This is a genomic window from Paenibacillus wynnii, assembly GCF_030812855.1.
In the GTDB taxonomy this organism is placed as follows: Bacteria; Bacillota; Bacilli; order Paenibacillales; family Paenibacillaceae; genus Paenibacillus_AQ; species Paenibacillus_AQ wynnii_A.
On record NZ_JAUSTK010000002.1, the window covers coordinates 418,712 to 438,166 of the forward strand.

Here is a 19,455-nt window from a genome sequence, read left to right on the forward strand (position 1 = left end):
TACTTATCTTTAGCCTCAACCTATTCAACTTGATAGTCTGGGAATATCGAGAATTAAGCTGATGCTTCCATCTCCTAACAACGTACATCCCGCCAGGACCTCTACTTTGTGCGACTGCTGTTGGAATAAGCTTGGAAGTGCTTTCACAACGACCTGCTTTTGGCCTAACAATTCGTCCGCCAAAATGCAAAAACCCTTCTCGTCATTCTCAAGAATCATAATTATTCCATCTGTTAAAGAGGTGCGCTCCGTTGATTGATGTAATCGTTCATGCAACCGGATTAAAGGGTAGCAAAGGCCGCGCAACATGACCATTTCATTCCCATTCGGGTCCACAATCAGATCGGAAGCCTTTGGCTTCAAAGACTCTCTTATATAAGCGGTTGGAATAGTGTATTGGGACCCAGCCACTCGGATATTCATGGCATCTACGATGGCCAGCGTGATCGGAATCCGGATGGTTATTACGGTCCCCCGATCTTCTGCACTATCCACATTTAGAACCCCGCCAATGGTCTCGACATTGTTGGCCACCACATCCATGCCTACACCTCTACCGGAGAACTCTGTAACCTCTTCTTTAGTAGAGAATCCCGGCTGAAAGATCATATTGTAAATCTCTTTATCCGTATATTCGTGTTCAGGCCTTCTCAGCAGCCCATTCAATTGGGCCTTTTGTAATATTTTATTTCGATTTAATCCTCTTCCATCATCCTTAATTACAATAAGAACATCGCTACCGATATTTCTGGCCTCGAGCGTGATCGTCCCTACCCGCGGTTTATTCTTCTGTTCTCTTTCCTCTGGAGATTCTAACCCGTGATCCATGGAATTTCGAATCAAATGCATCAGGGGATCCGACAGGTGTTCAATAATATTCTTATCTACTTCAGTTTCCTCACCAATCAAGTTCAGCTTCACTTCTTTATTTAATTTCTTGGACATATCACGAACTGGCCGATTCATCTTCTGGAACGTTGTGGATAACGAAACCATACGAATCGCCATGACCATATCTTGAATCTCGCTGGTTATTTTCTTCAACTGACGGGCAGCTTTCTGAAAATTATCGAGTTGCAGGCCATCCAGATCCGGATTCTCGGTTACCATGGCTTCGGCGATGACCATCTCACCCACTAAGTCGAGCAAACGGTCCAGCTTGTCCACCTGCACACTAATGATGGATGCCGCCGCATTCATAGTTTTATTCTCTTCATTCCCTTTGACTTTGACAGGGGTTTGTTGAACATCAGTCCCCGGTTCTGTCTCTTCGTGAACCAGTTCGATTAACTCCAGATCCCTGAGGAAAATCGTTTGTGAAAAGAATTGATGCATTTCGTCATAGCTTCGATTGGATTTGAAATGAAGTATAAATCCCGTTGCTCGTATCGTCTCTACGCTATCCTCGGATTCAATGATGTCACTAGGTTCATGATGAAGCTCAGTGGCAAAATCCTTCAGATTATGAACGATAGTGAAAGCTCTGATGTTCTCCATCTCGCAGCCATCTTCAAAAAAAACACGGGCTTGATAGGTATGTTTATGATTAGACTTTTCTATTTTTTTGTTATTGGAAATGTAAAATTGCTGCTGTTTTTGCGAATTTTTGGTGCCGGTTGCGGCCTTCAGATCAGGATTGTTCTCCTTTAACTGTTCCAGGTAACACCCAATGCGCTGGATTAACTCGGAAGAATCCTCATCCGCCTCATCCCCTGCTTTGATCTTGAGGATTTCTACCTTAATGAAGTCAATCCCCTCAAAGACAAGGTCAGAGAGTACCGAGTATTCAATATGCACCGGCTTTTCTTCACGTATAACATAGAAAAGATCCTCAATGGAATGGGCTAGCTTAGAGATATCATTGAACAGCATCATCGCAGCTGAGCTTTTAATACTATGCATGTGGCGGAAAATTTCATTGATAACTTCTTCTTTGTAGGAGGCGTCACTCTCATTCTCCAACATTTTTTGTTCCAGTTGCTCTAGCAGAAGCGAGGTCTCATAAATAAACATCTCAAGCATAGGCTCGTTGATGTAATCCTCGGTCATTGTTATCACCTTCCCTAAACTCTCCAATACGTACTATTCCCTCTAGCTGAAAGCTCTCAAAATCATATGCAGCGATTCTTGAACACGCTTTCTAAGCGGAAATGCGTATTCACTAATCCTCCATTTCATACAAACCTCACGGAAGTACCCCCAAATCATAATGGCAAGCTGTTCGCTGTCGACATGAGGGGCGATTTCATTCTTTTGAATGGCTTCATCAATAAGCCCAGTCATAAAATTCGTCCGATCCTTGATGATCCTATCAATCTTCTCTCGAAGTTCCATTTCATTACGAAACACTTCATATATTTGTGTTATTGCGGTGATCGCTGAGTAGTTCTCATAATATGTAGAGTAGGTATTCAAGCAATAGTGGATGGATTCGGTTGGAGTTAATTGCTTAAGTTGTACGGTGGCAAAAACATCGGAGTCATATTTGGAGAAGTAATCTAATACCGCTAGCAGAAGCTCGTTTTTAGATTTGTAATGGCGAAATATAGCGGCTTCTGTAACACCCTGCTGAGAAGCTACCTTTCGAATGGATAAGTTACTAATACCAACGTCGTTTATGACCTCAATCGTAGATAACACAAGACCCTCTTTCGTATGAATGAGTGTTTTCCCCATAAATTCATTCGCTCCCAAATGTTAGTAAACACTTACTTACATGCGAAGTATACTCCAGAAACTACTGAAAAAGAACTAAGTATTTAGAATATTATGGGAACAATTTGTGAATTTTCGGGATTTATGGTGGATTTTTAGTTCGAAAGTTGTGTAAATATAGGCAATTTTTCATTTTTACACTTCGCATTTTGTCGAATTGCAAGATACATGCAGGATCCTAACCGATACTTCACCCGACAAATAATGAAAGAGGCCCTTAGGCCCTTCTCTTCATGCAGTACTCAATCCATCTTACACGGCTAAGGACAGATGTTGTATACTTCACAATAAGGATGAGGTTCATGCAATCAATACTAATAATGCTGAAAAATAGAGGATTTTGAAGGAAGATGTTGAAAATTCTAAGAACAAAGTTATGATCAGGCTTGACTATCGGGAGGGGCAATATGTTGCAAAGAGATAATAGCAATAGAACCAAAGAATCAGCCACTGTAGGGTTGGAGTCCTATGAAGGAATTGATCTTGAACCTATAAATAAGCATAGCTTCAAACCACTCTGGGGTTCTACGAGAATTGCCGGAATTTATTTCATTGTTGGGTGCTTATGGATTCTTTTTACGGATAAAGCCGTTTCCACCTTTACTAAAAACACAGAGCTCATTGCCCAAATTAATATGATCAAAGGCTGGTTCTTTGTTTTTATGACGGCTCTCATTATCTTCAGCCTTATTCTGAGGACGCTTAAACAAATTAAAAGAACAGAAGAAAAGCTCGAGATCGCCTACAAGGATTTGATGCGCACCTATGAAAACCTGGAGTCTGCCTACGAGGAAATAACAGCTACTGAGGAGGAACTCAGACAGCAATATGATCATCTGAGTGATAATCAACGCAAGCTCACAGAGAACGAAGAAAAGATGCACCATCTTGCCTATCATGATCTACTGACGAGCCTGCCCAACAAGCTGGCCTTATATGAGAATGCATCCCAATACATCCGTACGGACTCTAGCGGTCATGCAGCCTTAATGTTTGTAGATATCGATAACTTTAAATATATCAACGATACCATGGGTCATGGCTTTGGAGACCGACTTATAATAAAAGCAAGTCAAAGATTAATTTCCATCGTAGGGGAAGAGGGTGTGGTTTACCGCTTCGGAGGCGATGAATTCATAATTCTTCTGCATCCACTAACGGATGCAGCTAGTATCAACCTTATGGCAAGCCGAATTCTCGCCGGATTCAAAAAGGCTGTAGATATGGATAACAGTCTACTACATATCAGTACTAGTATTGGAATCAGTGTTTACCCGGAGCATGGCAATGATATTATGGAGCTGGTCAAACGGGCAGACATTGCTATGTACAAGGCGAAGGATGCGGGAAAGGGCAAATACGTTATATTTGACCAGCCCCTAAATGACGACTTCAGCGAGAGAATGAATATTGAGAAGCAGCTGTATGCTGCCATGGAACAACAGGAGTTCGAGCTCTATTATCAACCCCAAGTTGACTTGGCACAGAATAAAATTACCGGGCTGGAAGCTCTTTTGCGCTGGAATAGTCCTGTGCTGGGTTATGTCTCTCCCCTCAAATTCATCAAGGTCGCCGAGGATTCCCACATCATCATTCCTTTGGGAGCCTGGGTTCTGCAAAAAGCCTGTGATTTCCTGAAAAGCCTGCATGGGCAGGGTTTTACGGAGTTAACCATGTCCGTCAATATTTCAATGCTTCAACTGCTGCAGACGGATTTCAATGAACTGGTAGTGGATACCCTGAAGGCCGCTGGACTGGAGCCTCATTATCTGGAATTAGAGATCACTGAATCCGTTCTGGTAGAATCCTACGACTACGTTAGCGATAAATTGAAGCAGCTAAGAGATCTTAATATTAAAATCGCTTTGGACGACTTTGGAACAGGCTATTCTTCCTTAAGCTATCTGACTCACCTGCCGATTTCCACGCTGAAAATAGATAAGTCCTTTATTGATACGATTCTCACAGGAACCAATCAATCCACTCTAGTACAGGAAATCATCATGATCGGCAAGCGGATGAACATGTGCGTGGTTGCAGAGGGTGTAGAGAAATCGGGGCAGTTGGAGTATTTACAGGAGCAAGGCTGCGACAAAATCCAAGGTTACTTATTCAGCAAGCCGTTAGCAGCAGAGTCGATTGTAGAACTATTAATGGGTCGGGCTGAAGTTTAATTTGGTAAGTAGCTTTTTTTATGTGGTAGAATAAGAGTGGACATCTTAATTAAGAGGGTGCAGTCTATTGGATCTAGTGGTATGGATTGATCTAATGTTGTTCTTACTTTTATTTGCTTTATTTATTTACGTTTTCGCTTCGGTTACTATTACCAATCTGCACAAGGTCTATCTGGTCTTCCACTTTTCCATGATGCTGTGGCCTTTCTGTCAATTCGCTATAAAAACTACGGAAAATCCCATGTTTCAGTTATTTTACGTGAAGGTCGCATTTATCGACTCCTCTATGTTGACTACAGGATGGCTTCTCTTTACCATTTTCCTGACGGGAAAATCTAAGTTTCTGCGAATGAAAACATCATTATTACTTTTCATACCTTCGGTCCTTTTATCTCTTGGTGTGATAACCAACCCGTATAATTTGTTTGTTCTTCCCGTGGGGGGCGAGTACATCCAAAGAATCTATGGCCCTATTTTTTGGTGCATTATTATCGTCATGATAATCTATATTGTTACTTCGTTTTACATCATCTATATAACTCTAGTATCAGGCAACTCACAGCGTATCAAGAACCAGGTTCAGCAGGTTTTCAAAGGGATTATAGTAATGACAACATTTATACTATTGGATATATTTTTTAATGTTATTTTAGATGCGTATCTGCCCGTCATCCCGGGTTTAACGTCACTTGGTATTTTAGTATCCGCAGTCTTTTTTGTGATTTCCATTCATCGGGATAAGGTTCTAGATATTGTGACCATTGCCCATCAGGATATCATTGATACCATTGCGTATGGGATTCTGGTGCTTGATGAGGGTGAAACCGTTGTGGAGATCAATCAATCCCTACTTCCCTACTTGAACCTCCATATCGGTGATCGCTTTAATATGGCCAACATTGTTACTAAAGGACAATCTGATAGTAGAATGCGTCAATTCATTAAGACTTACCAAGACCATCCCTTGGAGAAAATTGAGTTCGAATGGCTACATACAACAATCCATAGATATATAAAACTTGAGGCGGCACCTATCATGGTAAGAGGAATAATGGTGGGGCGAATCATAACATTCCAGGATATGACTGAGCTTCGCAGCCTCTTTGATGAGACGACTCTTCAGAACGATATTCTACAGGAGCGTAATTTGATGTTAATCGGGATACAGAACGAGCTTTCTCAAACCAACCGGAAGCTCAAGCAAATGGCTATTACAGACAGCTTAACAGGATGTTATAATCGCCATTACTTAACGCAGCAGTTAGAGCATGAGGTAATGAAGAATAGGAAGAGTCGGACACCGTTTGCGATATTTCTGTTGGATATCGATTTTTTCAAACTGGTGAATGACAACTACGGACATTTAGCAGGTGATGAAGTGATCTGCAGCACGGTGGAGATCATCAAACAAACCCTGCGGGAGAATGACATTTTCGCTCGCTACGGCGGTGAGGAGTTCATCGTGTATCTGCCAAATACGACTCCATCCGAAGCAATCCCTTGGGCTGAACGTATCAAAGATAGTATTGAATTGAACAAAGTGATTGTCGAGAATGCCGCCCATCCCGTATCCGTCACTATTAGTATGGGACTGCTATCCATGAATAATGATTTCAGAACAGAACATACAGACAGCCCCAAAACCTATTTAAATGATTTATTTGAATCTGTAGATAAGGCCTTGTACCAAGCTAAAAAAGAAGGCCGTAACCAAATCGTCAGCATCCTAAGATAATGACCTCTACAAGTATAGATAATCAAAAAGCCCGAGAGAAAATTCTCATGGGCTTTTTTGTCGACAAGCTATTATAGCTATTTAATGGCAATGTAAATTTTCACCACGGTATTGGATGGATCAAGATTTTGGGAATCATAGATTTCAAAATCCCCAGTGTAACTCCGCTCTTCTTCTTGTGAATGGCTAAAGTATTCCCAAATTCCCCCCCATGCTTCAGCAACCACTTCAAAGCCAGGACCTTTTCTAGTGGTGAATACCATATATGTGCTCTCTGGAACCACAGCGCGATCTAAGTCGGTATCCGCTTGGACTCCATTGTTATTTAGCTCATGCCCGATAAGAACCGTGTAGGCCCCGGTGGCATCACTTTCATAATCTGTATATAGAGCATAGATCAGATGAGGATCGACAACTTCAGCCTGAGCCCCTATACTTCTCTGAAAATAGTTCTCCCAAAGCTGTGGCAAACGTCCGTTTGAACCCATTTCCTTGGCATTTGTTGTACGTGTACTAATACCTGATAATGTCATCCATTGCTTCTTCACAATATGCTTAGTCATAGTCGCCCTCTTCTCCTCGATTTGATCTTATTGTACCTTGGGGAAGTAGACAGCTCTCTGTCAGGTTCGAAGAATATGGTACAATGGCAATCGGAAATAATATACAGGTGAAAGGGTGAGTAAATAATGATAAATGTAAAAGGAAAATGGGCACTGATTACGGGTGCAAGCAGAGGTGTAGGCTATCAAACAGCCATTTTTATGGCCAAGCAAGGCTGTAATCTAATTTTACACAGCAGAAATTTAGAACATACACAAAAGGTAGAAGAAGAGGTTAAATCTTTTGGCATTGATGCTTATTGCGTGCAGGCTGAGCTGGCTAATCACGAAGAAGTGGTTGCTATGCTGGACGAAATTGAGGCCAAAGGAACACCTGTAGATATTCTTTTCAATAATGCTGCCGTCCAAATTGCCTACCGAACGGATTATTACAATACGCCGGTTGAAGACTTTGAGATGAGCTTCCGGATTAACTTTATCTCTATAGCAACCATTTGTAACCGCTTAATTCCTAAAATGATGGAGCGCGGATTTGGTCGGATTATTAATACAACAAGCGGAATTAAGAATGAACCGGAGCAGTCCGGCTATGCTGCCAGTAAGGCTGCCCTTGATAAGTTCACGAAGGATCTGGCATCCAGACTAGACGGAACAGATGTCATTATTAGTCTAACCGATCCAGGCTGGTGCAGAACCGATTTGGGTGGGCCGCAGGCTACCAGTCCTGTAGAAAGCGTGATTCCCGGAATAGCTGTAGGTGCCTTTGTCGACGATAACAAAAGCGGACGTTTCCTGCATGCACAAAATTTCGTTGGAATGACTTTGGATGAAGCTGTAGTTAAAGCAACAAAAATAGAGGCCACTCCTTATTCTATTTAATCTATTAAATTGGGCTCAACACTAATATCAGTTCTTGACAGGTGACGAGAAAGACAGAAATCCATTACGCCCAATAGAGGCGTTTTCTCCCTCTATTTCTGCACCCGCTACCCCGTTTGGGCAATTAGAGGGAATTTCGCCCGCTAATTTTGAGGATATACCTCTTTGGGACGGTATGGGTAAGATTATAGGGATATTTTCCCTTTAATCTCATATTCATGGCGTTTCGGTCGGTATTAGCGGGCATTTTCCCCTCTAATTCACCGAAGGACGGGTCCGCAACCCGGATTCGCTACCTGTAAGACGTAGTTATCCCAAACCCGGTGAAACATCAGGCGAAGTTAAATCGAAATCGTTCCCGGCACAGTGACGTAAACGGAAAATCAAGCACTGATTTCGAGAAAGAGCCTTAAATTTATAGTTATATTGAATTACGACCTGGGGCGACTCTAGAAACTAGTAGGGCGATTGGGCAACGTAATTAAATATAAATAGATATGGACTTATTGTTCGATAGAAAAAACCGTACGATAACCCGTACGGTTTTTTGTTTGTTCATTTCATGATTATGCCGTATAAGTTAAAGGGTTTTCTCCATAATAATAAAATGCACCAATTATAGAATGGAGGTTACCCATGCTTGAGAATCTTGAAAGTAACTACGACTGTGCAAACGCAAGCGAAGACCTCCATCAGCTGAAGCAGGAGCTCGCAGACCTCAACCTTCAGGAGCCTAAGGATCAAGCTTCGCAAGAGCATATTAACCGTCTTGAGAATCAAATCTCGTTCATCCTTAACAAATGCGATATCAATCACCAATCCGTATACGAGTGAATATTAGAACAGGCTCCCGCTGCTTAGCGGAGAGCCTGTTTGCTTTTTAATTTATGGATGTAAAGCCTTACGGATTGCAGCCTCGATCTGATCCATAGGGTCACTTGAGTTTTGGATCGTGGGTGATTCCCGGTAAAGTCCAGAGACAAGCGCCGCCTCCTTAGCTACAGTATGGTCAATATCCACCAGCTTTTGCAGTAAAGTCATATCACTGTTAAACATTTTAGTCTGTAGGGCACTGTAGGCAACAGCAACCATGTCATCGCGCAGGAATACCTTTTTCCCAATCAGATTCTTCGCAGTCTCAGCCTCTAATAAACCACTTGTGATCGCTAAATCAAGCACAACTCGCGGTTCCGCATTAGTATATCCTAATGCCCGCAAGGTTAGTGTAATAAACTGTGAACCATTCATAACCTCATTAGGTGCAAATTTTAAATTCGTAACACCTTTAACCAACCCCTTGCTGCTGGCATAAGCGATTGTTGCAGCCGCCCAATGCGATGTTCTGACGTCTGTAAACTTCGAATGTCCCCCATATTGTACAGCCTCATCCTCCCAGCCAAGCAAACGAAGCAGCATCACCGCCCCTTGTGCTCTTGTAAAAACCTTATCTAATTCGTAACCTTGGTTACTGCCCTGAAACAGCTGCAGTTGTTTAAGGATATCGGCCATATTCTGATTCTTAATTTCATTTGCTCCAAAGACGGCTGAGTTTATTATTAGGAACGTCATGACCACTACGAGTATTGAAGGAATAGCTCTTTTCATCATGGCCCAACCTCCGGCTGCCCTACGAACTTCAAGCTGCTCAAATCCGCTTTATATACTGTACCTATTAATTTTTCAAAAAACGGATCAGAACTGCCCATTAAGTCCCATTTAAAATAAAGGGTCATATCCTTCATTACTCCGAGCTTATCCATGCTGCGCGTCAGTTTGATTGTTTTCCAGCCCAGTGAGTAATCTTTGACCACACTGCTGCCCTTTAGGGTTTTTCCGGTTACGAATTCCGTAGATATAATCTTATTCTCAGTATCCATGGCCCCATAATTATCCCAGGAAGAGCCGTTGGACAAACCACGCGTGAACAGGTTGCCCTCGCTGACTCTAATGAACTCTTCTTTCATATCGCCGCCAGTACCTAGAGTCACCTCACCATACATAACATGAATAGGATCCAAGTTAGTGTAGACCGAGCTCATAACAGTATCTGTTTTCAGGGGAGCCGCTTCGGGATAAGCTAAAAATTCTGCAGCATAAAGAACTTTTATCTCATTAAAGTCGTATTTTACCTTTACCGAATCTTCCGTAATACTCTTCTCCTCTGCAGAGGCAGGGGTTAGGTATATAAATCCGTAAAACAGCAATGCCAAAATCAGAATGGGACGGTAAAACCTGCTCATGAATCTATCTCCTTTAAAAGAAAATATAAATCAAAACTTTGTTATCGACAAAGTATAAGTTCCAAATTAAGGTTCCGTTAACAAAAATTCGCAGACGGTTGCCGAGGAACAGTGAGAGCATTTTATTACTGTTTAGGGTATAGTGAATTTTTCCATATTCACATATAATGATTGAGAAATCTCAATTATACTTGTGCTGTTGGAGGGATTATAATGACTGCAAAAGAAGAAACCAGAGTGATTTTAACGAAAGCAGATTTAATCAAACAGTTTCAAGATTGCGGGGTAGCCAAGGGGCAAACGATATCTGCACATACTTCATTAAAAAACCTGGGCTTTGTTGTGGGCGGGGCGGAAACGATGATTAGATCACTTCTTGACCTCATTGGTGAGGAAGGGACATTAATGATGCCTTCTCAGACATGGAAAAATCTCGATCCTTCCACCGGCGTGCACTGGGAAGAACCCGTAGAATGGTGGCCTATTATCCGAGATCACTGGCCTGCATTTGATAAAGAAATTACCCCTTCCATCGGTATGGGGGCGGTTGCTGAAATGCTTAGAACATGGCCCGGGGCCAAAAGATCTAATCACCCGGCCAGATCCATAGCGGCATTAGGCAAATATGCTGAATACCTAACCGAAGAACATGATCTTAGCCATATTTTCGGCGAGAACTCCCCTATAGATAAACTGTATAAACTAGATGGACATGTACTATTAATCGGGGTCGGATATGAAAAAAACACTTCTCTCCATCTAGCTGAAACCAGAGCGAACTTTCCGACTAAACAATTTACGAATGAAAGCAGTGCCGTAATGGTGGATGGAAACAGACAATGGGTGACTTACAATACTCAAGCGGTCGATGATGAAGATTTTATAAGACTAGGTAACGAATATGACAAAGAACAAAATATCCGAATTCATAAAGTAGGAAATGCCGATGTTAGATTCATGAAGGTTAGACCCCTGATAGACTGGACCGTTGAATGGATGGAGAAGAACAGACAATAACTCATTCCATTTTTAACCGCAGGGTTATGAAGTTTTTTGTCGAAATAATAAGTATTACAGCGGTTATGTAAGGAGGAGCAGCGATGTGGGACTGGCTGAAATCACCAAAGACATCAGCGAACAGACATGAGCCGAACAACCAACCTGCCGAGACAAACAAGATGGAATCTTCACAGGATAAGGTTATCGTGATTACCGGAATGAGCGGCTCAGGACGCAAAAATACAGCCAAACAACTAAGCCTATTACTGGGGATTCCCTACGTATATCCATATACTACTCGCTCCATCCGTCCGCAAGAACGAAACGGAGAGCATTACCACTTTATCTCTGACGGTGAATTCCAGGCCATGCTGGAAAGGAAGGTATTTTTTCAGACGGTGCATTTGGAAAGAGGGCACTATGGAATCTCGGAGTATGAGCTCTTCAAGGCCTTGGAGTTACGTAATGTTGCCATCGTCGTCGTAAATCATGATGGAGTTCAGGCGTTCCGCAAAAAATTCGGGGATGCTGCCATTCGAATCTTTCTGTATGTTACGAAGGATGATATCCGTCTTCGCTTGGAGCGGGAAGCCGTTCCGTCTGGTATTGTGGAAGAATATTTGGGGAATTATACAGAGCAAGTGATCTATAAAAAGGAATCGGAATATCTGCTGCAAAACCTGAATCCGGATACCACCCTCTTGAAGATCAAAGAATTTTTGCAGGACAAGATATGAGATAGGTACTGACAACACTGAAGTAAACTATCTCATATACTCTATTGGTTCCTACCTAGGAAATTTGCGCCACAATCTTACCCTGCACATGTTTCTCTGACAACCGCTTCAACCCATAAGGAATTTCATCTAATGAAATAACCTGCTTTACCAGAGGATCTATCTTCTTCTCCAGCATCAGAGATAAGAAGTGCTCCATCATCACGGGTAGATCCTCTTCTTCCTTCCGATTGCCGGAACCATGGGCACCGCCAAGCATCAGCTTATGAATCGTGAAGGTTTTGGTAGAGGGTTGAAAATCTGCCACAGTCTCGGGTGCACCGGCGATACAAGCGAGCTGACCTCCAAAGGAGAGAATGGACAAGTCTTTTTGGGCTGTAGCCCTATTAATCGAGTTAAGGATAAGATCAACACCTTGCCCTTCGGTTACGGACATCACTCTGGCATATACATCTTCGGTATTGTAGTCAATTACGATATCGGCTCCTAACCCCCGAACGTACTCCTCATTCTGGGGAGATGCAGTCGTTATGATTGTAGAAGCACCACACAGCTTAGCCAGCTGAATAGCATACCCGCCAACTCCGCCGCTGCCGGCATGAATGAGAATGGACTGCCCCGGTCTCATGTGCATTTTACGCAGGATGGCTTGATAGGCGGTTAATCCGGCACACGGAAATGCCGCAGCGTCTTCAAAGGAAATTCCGTCTGGAATAGCCGCGACAGTATGAGCCGTAGTTATGCTATATTCCGCAAAGCCGCCGGGTTTAGTGAAATCACCGTGATAAACGACCCGATCCCCGATATACCATTGCGAGACTCCCTCCCCCACTTCGTCGACAACCCCGGCAACATCAACACCCGGAATAAATGGATACTCCCAGTGCGGATGACCGTTCATGGCCAGCTTATAATCAACGGGATTAAGACCTGCCGCATGAACACGAACCCGGATCTCACCGGCCTTCGGCTTCGGAATCGGTTGATCGGACACCACGGTTAAAGTATCCGGTGCTCCAGGCTTTGTGAGTACTACTGCTTTCATAACAGTCATATTAACGGCTCCTATTCCTATTAAATATGGTTTTCAAATTACCATTCGTTCCTTCTCGCTTTTGCTTTACAGGTGACGAGAAGGACAGAAATTCTTTTCCCCCAATAGAGGGGTTTTCTCCCTCTATTTCTGCATCCAGCACCCCGTTTGGGCAATTAGAGGGGATTTCGCCCGCTAATTTTGAGAATATACCTTTTTGGGGCGGTATAGGTAAGATTATAGGGATATTTTCCCTTTAATCTCATATTCCTGGCGTTTCGGTCGGTATTAGCGGGCATTTTCCCCTCTAATTCGCCGAAGGACTGGTCCGCAACCCGGATTCGGCTACCTGTAAGGCGTAGTTGCCCCAAACCCGGTGAAACATCAGGTGAAGTTAAATCTGTGCGTGGTTCTCCCCGAGTGTCCTACATGAACGCCTAATCATTTTCATAAGGCTCTCACGGTTGGAAACTCAAAGTCTAAACATACTCCATAGTTACGACTACATTCCAATGAGTAAATCTTAAGTAAAATCCATATAGTTAGTATTTATTGTTATTTTAACATAACAAATACTAGAGGCCGAGCTTTACTTATAAACCATAAAGACCCCCCTGAGATCCAGAAAGGTCTTTATAGCAACTCGATTATATCGAAACCGACTCCCACCTGGCTATTTCTTCATGAACCCGCGGCGCCACCTCTGTCCCGAGCAGCTCAATGGCCCTCATTACTTCCTCATGGGGCATAGTGCCAAGCGGAACATGCAGGAAGAAGCGAGTAATCCCTACATTCTTGCGAAGATGAATGATTTTCTGCGCAACGGTCTCGGGGTCGCCTACGTACAGCGCTCCCTCCAAGCTGCGTGCGGCATCGTAAGTGGAGCGGTTGTAATGCCCCCAGCCCCGCTCCCGCCCAATTACATTCATACTGGCCTGTGTGGAGGGGAAAAATCGATCCGCCGCAAGCTGGGTATCCTCTGCAATGAAACCATGCGAATGCGACGCAACCGGCAACAGGGATACATCATGACCTGCTTGTTCGGCTGCTTTTTTATAGAGCTGGACGAGCGGTGCGAATTGCGTGGGGCTACCGCCAATTATTGCTAGAACCAGAGGCAGTCCGAGCAGGCCTGCCCGAATCACAGATTCTTTATTCCCACCGCTGCCAATCCACACCGGCAAAGGATTCTGAACCGGACGGGGATATACACCCAGTTTGTTAATGGCCGGCCGATGCCCGCCCTCCCAGGTTACTTTCTCAGACTCCCGCAGCTTCAATAGCAGCTCCAGCTTCTCATCAAACAATTCATCATAATCGTCCAAGTCATAACCGAACAGCGGAAAGGATTCGATAAAAGAACCCCGGCCCGCCATAATCTCTGCACGACCGTTCGAAATCCCGTCAAGTGTAGCAAAATCCTGAAACACACGAACAGGGTCCGCAGAAGAAAGCACAGTTACTGCACTTGTCAGCCTTATCCGCTTCGTCTGTGATGCAGCTGCAGCCAACAGGACTGCAGGAGAGGATGCAGCATAATCCCTGCGATGATGCTCACCTACACCAAATACATCCAACCCCACCTGATCTGCGAGAACAATCTCCTCCACTACCTCACGCAAACGCTGTGCATGACTCATGGTCTTGCCGGTTTGGACGTCCGGTGTTGTTTCTACAAAAGTACTCACACCTATCTCCAAGATCTGTCCTCCTTCACCGTTTTTGGTTAGCAGCTTCGTTAATCAGCCTTGACTTAAGCTTGCTCCTTACAGCAATACTTTAGTACAATTTCGGCAGCTTATCCAGCGTGATCGCATAATCATGGTTGTAAGCTTTGTATAATTCCTCTTTCGTTGTCCATTCTTCTGTAGTACAGAAATCATTTGACCAAATCATAAACCACAACCAAGGGATTTTGGTTTCAGACAGCTGCTGAATGCTTGGAATGACTCCAATTTCCCCAAGGGCAACCGGCTTAGGAGTGGGTGTAATTTGTACAAGCTCATCATATTCTTTGTTCAAATCCGTATGCTGGTACTTCGGTGGGTACAAGTCTCTGGAGATTACATCTGCTACGTCATCCCCTACATAGCCCTCCGGCAGAGGTGAATTCCAAACCCAAATGAGGTTTTTTAACTTGTGCACATTCGTGTATCTGTCATACATGATTCGGTACAGCTGCTTGGCCACTTCAGGACCCTTACTCCCCCACCAGAACCATGTACCTTCCGACTCATGGAAAGGACGCCATAGGATTGGAACATTTTTAACCTCGAACTCCTTCAAAATCCCGCCCATCACATCCATATCCGACAGCATGGCTTTATATTCCTCTGTACCCTCAATGATTGCCCGAGAAGCATCAAAGGTCGTGTTCTCCGCATAAAAACCTTTATCCCGGCTGCCAAAAGGCGAGAACCAATGCCAGGTGAAGGTTGCCAATCCTTTTTTGTTCAGCACCCAATCCCATGCATTATCGAGTGTGTTTTTATTCTCCTCGACCTCTAACAGGCACGCCTCCGTGCTATCCTCATAGTTAATATTCGGTGAATACGCAAGCAGCTCAAACCCGCAAAGTGCCGGGAGCTTGCCGGTTACATCCTCAATATAGCGGAGTTCCTTTTGTACAGTGGTCTGTGTATGCTGCCCCGTAATAATCCCTTTTCCAGAAAGATCACTGAGGTAATTCAAAACTGCCCGCACCTCGCCTGAAGCGTTAGGGTTACAGGGTATCACGTTGTTAACTATAGTCATCTTGAGTTCTCCTCATTTTGTTATTTTTGTTATAATTGTTATATATGTTTTTAGATTAATGGGTCTATCCCTACAAGTCAATGTACATATTTCACAAAAATTTAATTCTTTTTTAAGAGAGTTGTTTACCTCCCGGATAATACACGCCAAGTATAAAAAAAGATGTCCCATCGCCGTCTATGGCTTTAGGACATCCTTTGTGAAGTATGGATAGTGATGTTCACTTTACAGATCTGTTCTTCTATACTTTTCTAACAAATTCAGACTTCAATTTCATAGCTCCGAAGCCATCAATTTTACAATCGATATCATGATCACCATCGACCAAACGTATGTTTTTTACTTTTGTGCCTATTTTAATTACGGATGAGCTTCCTTTTACCTTAAGGTCTTTAATAACCGTTACAGTATCCCCATCGTTTAACACATTTCCATTTGAATCCTTGATCACTTTCTGATCGTCACCATTCTCGGCATCTAATTCTAAATTCCACTCATGAGCACATTCCGGGCAAATGAACAGACTTCCATCCTCATAGGTGTATTCTGAATTGCATTTTGGACAATTTGGTAAAACAGTCATCATTTCATTCTCCATTCATTATGGTTAATCTTTTGATCTTTGAATATTTGGTTGTTCTTTATATTCTGCCATAGTCCTCTTCTGTTGACAAATAATAAGACAATCTGTAATTGTTTCTCTATAGGGAATCATCGTTTATACTTAGTTCTATGAATCTTACAGAAAAGGTAACCGCTCTCCCTTTATCTCCCGGCGTATATCTGATGAAGGACAGTCTGGGCCATATTATCTATGTCGGCAAAGCCAAACAGCTGAAGAAAAGAGTTCAATCCTATTTCTACAACTCCAAAGGGCATTCTCCTAAGGTAAAACAATTAGTGAGAAACATTAGAGATCTTGAATTCATTCTCACCGATACGGAGTTTGAAGCCTTTATGCTGGAGTGCCAATTAATCAAAGAAATCAAACCGATGTACAATAGAAAAATGAAAAATCCAATGGCCTATAGCTACATCGCCATTCGTTCGAATGAGGCCTACCGGAAGCTCGAAGTCACCTATGATTTCAATGAGGATGGGCAAAACCTGCATTTCGGTCCCTATACCAGCAGAAGTACTGTCGAAAGAGCGGTGCAAGGGATCAAGGAATCTCAAAGGATCCTCTGCAGCAGCCCCCATGCCAGAACATCTCACTGCCTCAATCATTCCCTTGGTTTATGCATAGGGATGTGTGCAGGCGGAGAGGCCCTTGAGAAGTACAATGAAATCATAGATAAAATTATTGCATTATTGAATGGAACGGATATGAGTATCCTGAGTGATCTGGAGAGGCGAATGAATGAGGCTGCGGAAAGGTTTGATTTTGAGACTGCGGCCAAATACCGGGATCTAACCGGAGCGGTCAGCTCCCTGATTCAGAAAGAAAAGGTTATCGGCTTCACTGAGGAGAACAAAAACATTGTTGTATTGGAGCCTATGGACGAAGGTACCCTCAAGCTTATTTTGATCAAAGGCAGCCGTATCCTCTTTCGTACAAGGATGGATACCACTCCTCTGGACATACAGCAGTTGCATAGCTGCATACAGTCAGCCATTTCAGATCATTTCAAGAACCAACCCTTAGAGGCTCCTGTAGAAATCAGCCGTCATAAACTTGACGAGGCCCAAATTATATACAGTCATTTAAAAAGCTGCTCCGGCAGTTATCTTATTATTCCTGAGGAATGGCTTAGTGAAGAGAACCCTGCTAATTTAGATCAAGCGGTAGACGGGCTGTTGAAGAGCTTATTTTAACCTTATTTAACTTTATAATGTAGCAGCACAATCCCTGACTTGAAACTTCTTGTTTCTAACAGTTCAAAGTTGCCTCTGTTAATATCTTTGAACAGCGGCTTTCCCCCACCAACAACCACCGGTGTAAGAACAAGCAAGTACTCGTCAATCAACCCTTCGTTCGCAAGCTGCTGCACAATCGTGCCGCTGCCAAATATAGTGATATCGGAACCACTACCCTCTTTTAGCGCTCTTACTTCCTCCAAGAGATTTCCGTGAAAGAGCTTGGAATTTTCCCAGGAAGTATCCGTTAGGCTTGTTGAGAATACCATCTTCGTCATCTGATTCAATTCATCCGCCATCTTCCGGGCTCCTTCGGGAGCATTCGGATTCTTAGCCACCTCAGGCCAATAGCTCTCGAACATCTGGTAGGTTAGTCTGCCAAAGAGTATCGTGTCAGGATTCATCAGCTCATGCGAAGCTTGATCTACTTCAGGGTCATGTATAAACCAATCGATCGCCCCGTTCTGGCCCGCATAATAACCATCAATAGAAACACTATTAAACACAATAATTTTCCTCATACTGTCACCCTTTCTGGTATAGCAACAAATCAAAGTACTTGATCATATACTATCACAAACCTTTTCCTACCTGGTTTCATTTGTGGTGAGTTGCATCAGGATAAATCGGGTAGGAGGCTACCCATTAATTGAGTAGCCGACCTCCCACACCACCGTACGTACCGTTCGGTATACGGCGGTTCCTAAGTTTACGCATTAACTTGTCGATAATAGTCTGAAAAGAATAAGAAACCGAGTCCTTTGAGTTTGTTATTTCCGAGGGATTTAGAGAGGATAGGGCTGTTGGAGGTTCTCCAATAGCTCTTTCTTGTATTGGCGTATTCCCATGCCTTTTGTTTTGGGATTCCGAGTGATTGCAGCATCGCAAGCTTTGTCCTCACCCGTTTCCATTGTTTCCAGAAGATCATGCGAATTCGTCTTCTCATCCATTCGTCCGTTGTTTGGATGAGTTTCTTCATATCCGCTATCTTGAAGTAGTTTATCCACCCCATGATATAACGTCTTAGCTTCTCAGTACGGGTTTCGTTACCCATTCCATTGCTTCTTGATGTAAGTTCCTTTATTTTAGCTTTCATCTTTGCAATAGATTTCGGGTGTATTCTGACCCTCGCTTCTCCGTTACGTTGGTAAAATGAGAACCCCAGAAATTTAATTCTCATTGCCTCATCCACCACTGTTTTCTCCCGATTCACTTTCAGGAATAATTTCTCTTCGATGAACGCGAGTATGTTTTCCAGCGTCCGTTCGGCACTCCTTCTGCTTTTGCAGAAGATGAGCAGATCATCCGCGTACCTTACAAATCTATGACCTCGTTTCTCGAGTTCCTTATCCAGTTCGTTCAGCATGATGTTACTGAGTATTGGACTTAGATTGCCGCCCTGCGGCACGCCGATTTCCGTTTCCTCGAACTTGTGCTTCACGATAACGCCAGCTTTCAGGAATTTGTGGATGAGTGAAATGACTCGCCCATCTTTGATGGTTCTTGACAATACTTGGACTAGTTTGCTTTGATTCACTGTGTCGAAGTATGTCTCCAAGTCCATGTCGACTACGTACTTGTATCCGTGATCGATGTTGGATTGGCTTTTCCTGATGGCATCGTGTGCACTTCGTTTGGGACGGAAGCCGTAGCTGTTCTCCGAGAATTGTTTCTCATAGATCGGTGTGAGTGCTTGGGCGATTGCCTGTTGAACGACACGGTCCACAACAGTTGGGATTCCTAAGTTTCTTTTCTTTCCGTTCTCTTTG

At 43.3% G+C, this 19,455-nt stretch carries 18 protein-coding genes; 7 read left to right on the forward strand and 11 right to left on the reverse strand.

What is annotated here, in order from left to right:
- Positions 1–24 precede the first annotated feature (24 nt).
- Both J2T20_RS03845 and J2T20_RS03850 read right to left on the reverse strand, forming a co-directional pair.
- Positions 25–2,049 (reverse strand): chemotaxis protein CheA, encoded by a 2,025-nt coding sequence (locus J2T20_RS03845; RefSeq protein ID WP_307585727.1) that lies wholly within the window; start codon positions 2,047–2,049, stop codon positions 25–27.
- A 42-nt stretch (positions 2,050–2,091) separates the two neighbouring features.
- Complete coding sequence (locus J2T20_RS03850) at positions 2,092–2,676, reverse strand: TetR/AcrR family transcriptional regulator (RefSeq protein WP_307585729.1); 585 nt, start codon at positions 2,674–2,676, stop codon at positions 2,092–2,094.
- A 446-nt stretch (positions 2,677–3,122) separates the two neighbouring features.
- Between J2T20_RS03850 and J2T20_RS03855 the strand changes: the two genes are divergently transcribed.
- Positions 3,123–4,889, forward strand: a complete 1,767-nt coding sequence (locus J2T20_RS03855; RefSeq protein ID WP_307585731.1) for a putative bifunctional diguanylate cyclase/phosphodiesterase — start codon at positions 3,123–3,125, stop codon at positions 4,887–4,889.
- Between the two features lie 94 nt (positions 4,890–4,983).
- Positions 4,984–6,624: a histidine kinase N-terminal 7TM domain-containing diguanylate cyclase gene (locus tag J2T20_RS03860; RefSeq protein WP_307585798.1), complete on the forward strand. Its 1,641-nt coding sequence runs from the start codon at positions 4,984–4,986 to the stop codon at positions 6,622–6,624.
- Positions 6,625–6,701: 77 nt separating this feature from the next.
- Here J2T20_RS03860 and J2T20_RS03865 read toward each other — a convergent pair whose 3' ends face one another.
- Positions 6,702–7,187: a GyrI-like domain-containing protein gene (locus tag J2T20_RS03865; protein ID WP_307585733.1), complete on the reverse strand. Its 486-nt coding sequence runs from the start codon at positions 7,185–7,187 to the stop codon at positions 6,702–6,704.
- 126 nt (positions 7,188–7,313) lie between these two features.
- Here J2T20_RS03865 and J2T20_RS03870 point away from each other — a divergent pair, with 126 nt between their 5' ends.
- Positions 7,314–8,066, forward strand: a complete 753-nt coding sequence (locus J2T20_RS03870) for an SDR family NAD(P)-dependent oxidoreductase (protein ID WP_307585735.1) — start codon at positions 7,314–7,316, stop codon at positions 8,064–8,066.
- A 636-nt stretch (positions 8,067–8,702) separates the two neighbouring features.
- On the forward strand, positions 8,703–8,900 hold the full coding sequence (locus J2T20_RS03875; RefSeq protein WP_307585737.1) for a DUF2524 domain-containing protein: 198 nt from the start codon (positions 8,703–8,705) through the stop codon (positions 8,898–8,900).
- A gap of 51 nt (positions 8,901–8,951) precedes the next feature.
- Here J2T20_RS03875 and J2T20_RS03880 read toward each other — a convergent pair whose 3' ends face one another.
- Complete coding sequence (locus J2T20_RS03880; RefSeq protein ID WP_307585739.1) at positions 8,952–9,674, reverse strand: S-layer homology domain-containing protein; 723 nt, start codon at positions 9,672–9,674, stop codon at positions 8,952–8,954.
- Positions 9,671–10,306 (reverse strand): hypothetical protein, encoded by a 636-nt coding sequence (locus tag J2T20_RS03885; RefSeq protein ID WP_307585741.1) that lies wholly within the window; start codon positions 10,304–10,306, stop codon positions 9,671–9,673. The genes J2T20_RS03880 and J2T20_RS03885 overlap by 4 nt, the downstream gene beginning before the upstream one ends.
- 213 nt (positions 10,307–10,519) lie before the next feature.
- Here J2T20_RS03885 and J2T20_RS03890 point away from each other — a divergent pair, with 213 nt between their 5' ends.
- Together J2T20_RS03890 and J2T20_RS03895 are read left to right on the forward strand one after the other, a co-directional pair.
- Positions 10,520–11,323 (forward strand): aminoglycoside N(3)-acetyltransferase, encoded by an 804-nt coding sequence (locus J2T20_RS03890; protein WP_307585743.1) that lies wholly within the window; start codon positions 10,520–10,522, stop codon positions 11,321–11,323.
- 83 nt (positions 11,324–11,406) lie between these two features.
- On the forward strand, positions 11,407–12,042 hold the full coding sequence (locus J2T20_RS03895; protein ID WP_307585745.1) for a guanylate kinase: 636 nt from the start codon (positions 11,407–11,409) through the stop codon (positions 12,040–12,042).
- Positions 12,043–12,097: 55 nt separating this feature from the next.
- On the opposite strand, the gene J2T20_RS03900 is transcribed toward J2T20_RS03895, so the two are convergent.
- From J2T20_RS03900 to J2T20_RS03915, 4 genes are all read right to left on the reverse strand, one after another.
- Complete coding sequence (locus tag J2T20_RS03900) at positions 12,098–13,096, reverse strand: zinc-binding dehydrogenase (protein WP_307585747.1); 999 nt, start codon at positions 13,094–13,096, stop codon at positions 12,098–12,100.
- Positions 13,097–13,722: 626 nt separating this feature from the next.
- On the reverse strand, positions 13,723–14,775 hold the full coding sequence (locus tag J2T20_RS03905; protein WP_307585749.1) for an LLM class flavin-dependent oxidoreductase: 1,053 nt from the start codon (positions 14,773–14,775) through the stop codon (positions 13,723–13,725).
- A gap of 79 nt (positions 14,776–14,854) precedes the next feature.
- Complete coding sequence (locus tag J2T20_RS03910; RefSeq protein ID WP_307585751.1) at positions 14,855–15,829, reverse strand: glycosyl hydrolase; 975 nt, start codon at positions 15,827–15,829, stop codon at positions 14,855–14,857.
- A 241-nt stretch (positions 15,830–16,070) separates the two neighbouring features.
- Positions 16,071–16,412, reverse strand: coding sequence for a zinc ribbon domain-containing protein YjdM (locus J2T20_RS03915; RefSeq protein WP_307585800.1), 342 nt, complete (start codon positions 16,410–16,412; stop codon positions 16,071–16,073).
- Between the two features lie 149 nt (positions 16,413–16,561).
- Here J2T20_RS03915 and J2T20_RS03920 point away from each other — a divergent pair, with 149 nt between their 5' ends.
- Positions 16,562–17,644 carry a UvrB/UvrC motif-containing protein gene (locus tag J2T20_RS03920; protein ID WP_373457746.1) on the forward strand — a complete coding sequence of 361 codons (1,083 nt, stop codon included), beginning with the start codon at positions 16,562–16,564 and terminating at the stop codon, positions 17,642–17,644.
- A gap of 2 nt (positions 17,645–17,646) precedes the next feature.
- Here the strand turns inward: J2T20_RS03920 and J2T20_RS03925 are convergent, their stop codons facing one another.
- Positions 17,647–18,207: a dihydrofolate reductase family protein gene (locus J2T20_RS03925; RefSeq protein ID WP_307585754.1), complete on the reverse strand. Its 561-nt coding sequence runs from the start codon at positions 18,205–18,207 to the stop codon at positions 17,647–17,649.
- Positions 18,208–18,395: 188 nt separating this feature from the next.
- Positions 18,396–19,455 (reverse strand): group II intron reverse transcriptase/maturase (gene ltrA, locus J2T20_RS03930; RefSeq protein WP_307585756.1); only part of this gene is annotated, 1,060 nt, incomplete at its 5' end.

What these genes read in the sequence shown, in the direction of transcription:
- J2T20_RS03855 (WP_307585731.1), top strand. Translation starts at nt 3,123, where the DNA reads ATGTTGCAAAGAGATAATAGCAATAGAACCAAAGAATCAGCCACTGTA.
- J2T20_RS03850 (WP_307585729.1), bottom strand. Translation starts at nt 2,676, where the DNA reads ATGGGGAAAACACTCATTCATACGAAAGAGGGTCTTGTGTTATCTACG.
- J2T20_RS03920 (WP_373457746.1), top strand. Translation starts at nt 16,562, where the DNA reads ATGAATCTTACAGAAAAGGTAACCGCTCTCCCTTTATCTCCCGGCGTA.
- J2T20_RS03925 (WP_307585754.1), bottom strand. Translation starts at nt 18,207, where the DNA reads ATGAGGAAAATTATTGTGTTTAATAGTGTTTCTATTGATGGTTATTAT.
- J2T20_RS03885 (WP_307585741.1), bottom strand. Translation starts at nt 10,306, where the DNA reads ATGAGCAGGTTTTACCGTCCCATTCTGATTTTGGCATTGCTGTTTTAC.
- J2T20_RS03860 (WP_307585798.1), top strand. Translation starts at nt 4,984, where the DNA reads ATGTTGTTCTTACTTTTATTTGCTTTATTTATTTACGTTTTCGCTTCG.
- J2T20_RS03900 (WP_307585747.1), bottom strand. Translation starts at nt 13,096, where the DNA reads ATGACTGTTATGAAAGCAGTAGTACTCACAAAGCCTGGAGCACCGGAT.
- J2T20_RS03895 (WP_307585745.1), top strand. Translation starts at nt 11,407, where the DNA reads ATGTGGGACTGGCTGAAATCACCAAAGACATCAGCGAACAGACATGAG.
- J2T20_RS03865 (WP_307585733.1), bottom strand. Translation starts at nt 7,187, where the DNA reads ATGACTAAGCATATTGTGAAGAAGCAATGGATGACATTATCAGGTATT.
- J2T20_RS03870 (WP_307585735.1), top strand. Translation starts at nt 7,314, where the DNA reads ATGATAAATGTAAAAGGAAAATGGGCACTGATTACGGGTGCAAGCAGA.
- J2T20_RS03845 (WP_307585727.1), bottom strand. Translation starts at nt 2,049, where the DNA reads ATGACCGAGGATTACATCAACGAGCCTATGCTTGAGATGTTTATTTAT.
- J2T20_RS03875 (WP_307585737.1), top strand. Translation starts at nt 8,703, where the DNA reads ATGCTTGAGAATCTTGAAAGTAACTACGACTGTGCAAACGCAAGCGAA.
- J2T20_RS03880 (WP_307585739.1), bottom strand. Translation starts at nt 9,674, where the DNA reads ATGATGAAAAGAGCTATTCCTTCAATACTCGTAGTGGTCATGACGTTC.
- J2T20_RS03910 (WP_307585751.1), bottom strand. Translation starts at nt 15,829, where the DNA reads ATGACTATAGTTAACAACGTGATACCCTGTAACCCTAACGCTTCAGGC.
- J2T20_RS03890 (WP_307585743.1), top strand. Translation starts at nt 10,520, where the DNA reads ATGACTGCAAAAGAAGAAACCAGAGTGATTTTAACGAAAGCAGATTTA.
- J2T20_RS03915 (WP_307585800.1), bottom strand. Translation starts at nt 16,412, where the DNA reads ATGACTGTTTTACCAAATTGTCCAAAATGCAATTCAGAATACACCTAT.